Origin of the sequence: Paraburkholderia sp. SIMBA_054 (assembly GCF_046534875.1) — a bacterium.
Classification (GTDB): Bacteria; Pseudomonadota; Gammaproteobacteria; order Burkholderiales; family Burkholderiaceae; genus Paraburkholderia; species Paraburkholderia hospita.
The window spans coordinates 1-281 of the sequence record NZ_JAWRXV010000604.1 but is presented as its reverse complement, the minus strand read 5'-3'; the positions used below and the strand labels follow the sequence as shown (position 1 = coordinate 281).

Below are 281 nucleotides of genomic sequence, written 5' to 3'. Positions count from 1 at the left end.
GAGACCTCGCGCATCGTTTCCAATCCGCGTCTGCGTCGGCGTCTGCATCTGCTCGTCGTCGGCTTGTCGCGACGGCTCTGCCGCGCGCATAGCCGGCGTGTGCGACGTCTGCGGCGTCAATCCGACCGAAGAAGGCTCGCGCGCATCGAGCCGCGTGAGGTCGCTTGCACCGTGCGGGCGCGGCGCGTCGGCGCCCTGCTCCGCGCCGGGTTCGTCAGCGGCTTCCGGCGTCGCGGCCATCCCGCGACGCACCCAGCGCGGCGCGAGCCCGAACTCTTCCA

At 72.2% G+C, this 281-nt stretch carries 1 pseudogene; it reads right to left on the bottom strand.

Annotated features, from left to right (window positions below):
- Positions 1–281: pseudogene (locus SB822_RS56515) on the bottom strand (uracil-DNA glycosylase); the annotation flags it as partial.